We start from the raw sequence: 3,311 nt of genomic DNA, 5'->3' as shown, positions 1-3,311 counted from the left end.
CAGCACGGCGTGTTCCACCTGTACGGCGAGGCATCCGACCCGTACACGACGCGGTGCATGACGCACATTGAAACGCTGGCCAGTGTCCGTGGCCAGAAGCTGTCTCCCGACAACCCTTCCAAGGTGGCGCACGAGTTTCATGCGCTCAACCCCTCCAGTACCGAGAAACCCAAGCTGAAAACCTACTCGGTAGAGGGCGTTCAGCGCCCTGGCAATGTGCCGGTCGGCACCCCGGTCAAGAGCCACCCCGGCACGCTGGACAAGGCGTATTGGGAGGCGGCCAACACGGGCGCCCACAACGTGGGCCGGCCACCCCCGCCAAAACTCTAGACGCGCGAGAACAGCGGTACCGCCGGCAAGCGCGCTGCACCCTGATTTGCAGGGAAGTGCCGGTTTTCCCGGCGGCTCCGGGGTGAATAATTCTCGACTGGGGTACCCGGGTTTCAAGCGGGTTGGCGGGGCGTCAAATCAGCCATATACTGTACATAAATACAGTATATTCGACTTGATCCGGACCACCTTCCATGCCCACCCTCACTGCAATGCCCAGCGCTTTGCCGGACTTTGCCGACGCCCTGAATGCCCAGGTTTGGCGGGCCGGCGAGCTGGGCAGCGCGAGTGCGCAGACGGTGGCCACAGGTTATGCAGCGCTCGACCAGGCCTTGCCGGGAGGCGGCTGGCCGCAGGGCGCGCTGGTTGAAGTGCTGCTGCCGCAGGCGGGCCTGCAGGAATGGGGTTTGCTGGCGCCCGGCCTGGCCCGCGCCCTCAACCAGCCCGCCACACCGGATGAGCCCGGCGCGCAACTGACGGCGCTGGTCGGCGCGCCTTACCTGCCATTTGGCCCCGCACTGGGCGCGCGCCAGATCGACATGCGGCGGCTCATCAGCATCCACGGCAAGCCAGGTGACGCGCCTTCGCTGCTCTGGGCCACGCGAGAGGCGCTGCAGTGCGCTGACGTGACCGCCGTGCTGGCCTGGCTGCCCGATGCGCGCAGCGCCCACCTGCGCCGCCTGCAGATTGCCGCGCATGCGCACCACAAGCTGCTGTTTGTGTTCCGGCCGCTGCGGGCCCAACACGAATCGTCACCCGCGCCGCTGCGCCTGCTGCTGGAAGGCACTGTGCGGGAGGGCGGCAACCTGCTGGTCCATGTGCTCAAGCGCCGCGGCCCGCCGCTGGCCGCGCCGGTGCTGCTCGATACCCGGCCCGCCCGGCTGTCGGCCTTGCTGGCGGCCAGCCGCGACATGGCCCGGCAAAAGCGGGAAGAGCAAAAGCGGGAAGAGCTTGCCCCCATCCTGCTGCCATCGCTGGTTTCGCTTCCTGTCACCTCACCCCGGAGTCCCATCCATGCGTTGCTGGATCGCATTGCGCATCTCGATCACCACTGACGCGGCGCAACCGGCCTCGTCTGTGCTGGACGCCGCCGCTTTGCAGCGCGCGGTGGCCAGCCTGGCGCTGGGCTTCACGCCGCGCGTGGCGCTGGTCGATGAAGCGGTGCTGATGGACGTAACGGGCAGCCTGCGCCTCTTTGGCGGGCTGGCGCGGCTGATGCAGCTGCTGGCGCAGAAAATCGACCTATTTTTTGAATCAAACCAGGTTGCAGCCCTTATGGAACGTGCGCAAGGTGCTACATCTTTGATAGCAATCGGACGGCTTCGGCTGCAGCAGGATCAGGCCGGCGCGTTGAAAAAACGCGTGGCCGACCTGCCCATGCACACGTTGACGGCCGCGCGCCCGCACCTGGGTGTGCTGGAGCGCATTGGCTGCCGCAGCTGGGACGACCTGCTGCGCCTGCCGCGTGACGGCGTGGCGCGGCGTTTTGGCGCCGAGCTGCTGGAGGCGCTGGACCGCGCCCGCGGCACCGTAGCCGACGACTACGAGTGGCAAGTGCTGCCCGAGCACTTTGAAGAAAAACTGGAGCTCAACGCGCTTGTCACCCATGGGCCTGCGCTGATGGCGGGCGTTGAGCGCCTGCTGGTCCACCTGCATGCCTGGCTGCTGGGGCGCCAGAGCGGGCTCTGCGCCCTGAAAATCATCTGGCACCTGGACAAACGCCGCGATGTGGCGCCGACCGGCGAGCTCGAGATTCGCACGGCCCAGCCCGCCCAAGACCTGCGCCATGTGGCGCGCCTTATCTCAGAGCACCTGGCGCAGCAAAAGCTGCCGGCGCCGGTGCACAGCCTGACGCTGCAGTCGCTGGCCACCGAGCTGCTGGCCGACTCGGCCGCCGCCACCGGCAGCCTGCTGATGGAAGCGCGCCGGCAGGGCGACAGCGTGGTGGAGCTGGTCGAGCGACTCAGCGCCCGCCTGGGCGATGCCAATGTGCAAGCCTGGCAACCTTGCACCGACCACCGGCCCGAGCTGATGCAGCGCTGGGTGAGTGCCCGAAGTGCTATCAAATCAATAGCTGCTTGCGCACAGCCAATGCGCGCCAGGGCCATAAAAGGCTTAAAAAAAACCACTCCACATGCTTCTTCGGAAGCCCGGGCCGAAGCCTTGTACCCGGCCTGGTTGCTGCCCGAACCGCTGAAATTGCAAGCCGCAGGCAACAGCCCGGTTTATCAGGGCAAGCTGACGCGCCTGGCCGGGCCGCAGCGGCTGGAGGCTGCCGAATGGCTGCTGGCCGATCACGAGAACCGCAGCGCTGAGCCGGGCCTGTGTGAAAAGCCGTGGGCGTTCCGCGACTACTACATCTACCGCAGCCAGCAGGGCGGCCTGCTGTGGGTTTACAGCGAAAGGCTGGGCTCTGCCGCCCAGGCCGGCCGGCAACGCACCTGGTATTTGCACGGCTTTTTTGCCTGAGGCCCGTATGCCTGCCTACGCACTTCCTGATTACGCTGAGCTGCACGCGCTGAGCAACTTCAGCTTCCAGCGTGGCGCCTCGCACGCGCAGGAACTGGCCGAACGCGCTTCCGAGCTGGGTTACAAGGCGCTGGCCATCACCGACGAGTGTTCGGTGGCCGGGGTGGTCAGGGCGCATGAGGTGGCAAAGGAGCTGGGCCTCAAGCTGCTGCCGGGCGCGGAATTTTTGGTGCAGGCACCCGATGCCTTCAGGCTGGTGGTGCTGCCGCACAACGCGGCAGGCTGGGGCAACCTGTGCGAGTTCATCACCGAAGCGCGCAAGGCTGGCGACGTGGTCGAAAAAGGCAGCTACCGCGTCGCGCTGGGTGAAACGGATTTCTCCAGGCTGGGCGACTGTGAAATCCTGCTCACGCCCCTGCATGAAGCAGGTGCGAGTGCTATCAATACAGAAGCGCTTTGCGCACATTGCGACTGGGCTGCAGGCCTTTTTGGCATCAACGCCTGGCTGGCGG

4 protein-coding genes are annotated in these 3,311 nt (G+C 66.2%); all 4 read left to right on the top strand.

The window, feature by feature from the left end:
* Positions 1-330: hypothetical protein (locus AC1D1P_RS18565; RefSeq protein ID WP_477673982.1), on the top strand; the 330-nt coding region annotated here is incomplete at its 5' end.
* A gap of 194 nt (positions 331-524) precedes the next feature.
* The gene (imuA, locus tag AC1D1P_RS18560; protein WP_477673981.1) at positions 525-1,385 is read left to right on the top strand and encodes a translesion DNA synthesis-associated protein ImuA; all 861 of its coding nucleotides are present in this window, start codon (positions 525-527) and stop codon (positions 1,383-1,385) included.
* Positions 1,345-2,799: a Y-family DNA polymerase gene (locus tag AC1D1P_RS18555; RefSeq protein WP_477673980.1), complete on the top strand. Its 1,455-nt coding sequence runs from the start codon at positions 1,345-1,347 to the stop codon at positions 2,797-2,799. The genes imuA and AC1D1P_RS18555 overlap by 41 nt, the downstream gene beginning before the upstream one ends.
* Before the next feature lie 7 nt (positions 2,800-2,806).
* A partial coding sequence (locus tag AC1D1P_RS18550; protein ID WP_477673979.1) for a PHP domain-containing protein occupies positions 2,807-3,311 on the top strand: 505 nt, incomplete at its 3' end.

It is taken from the genome of Polaromonas sp. P1_E1_2, from assembly GCF_056406035.1.
The sequence above is the reverse complement of the archived record's forward strand: the minus strand, read 5'-3'. Positions and strand labels throughout refer to the sequence as shown.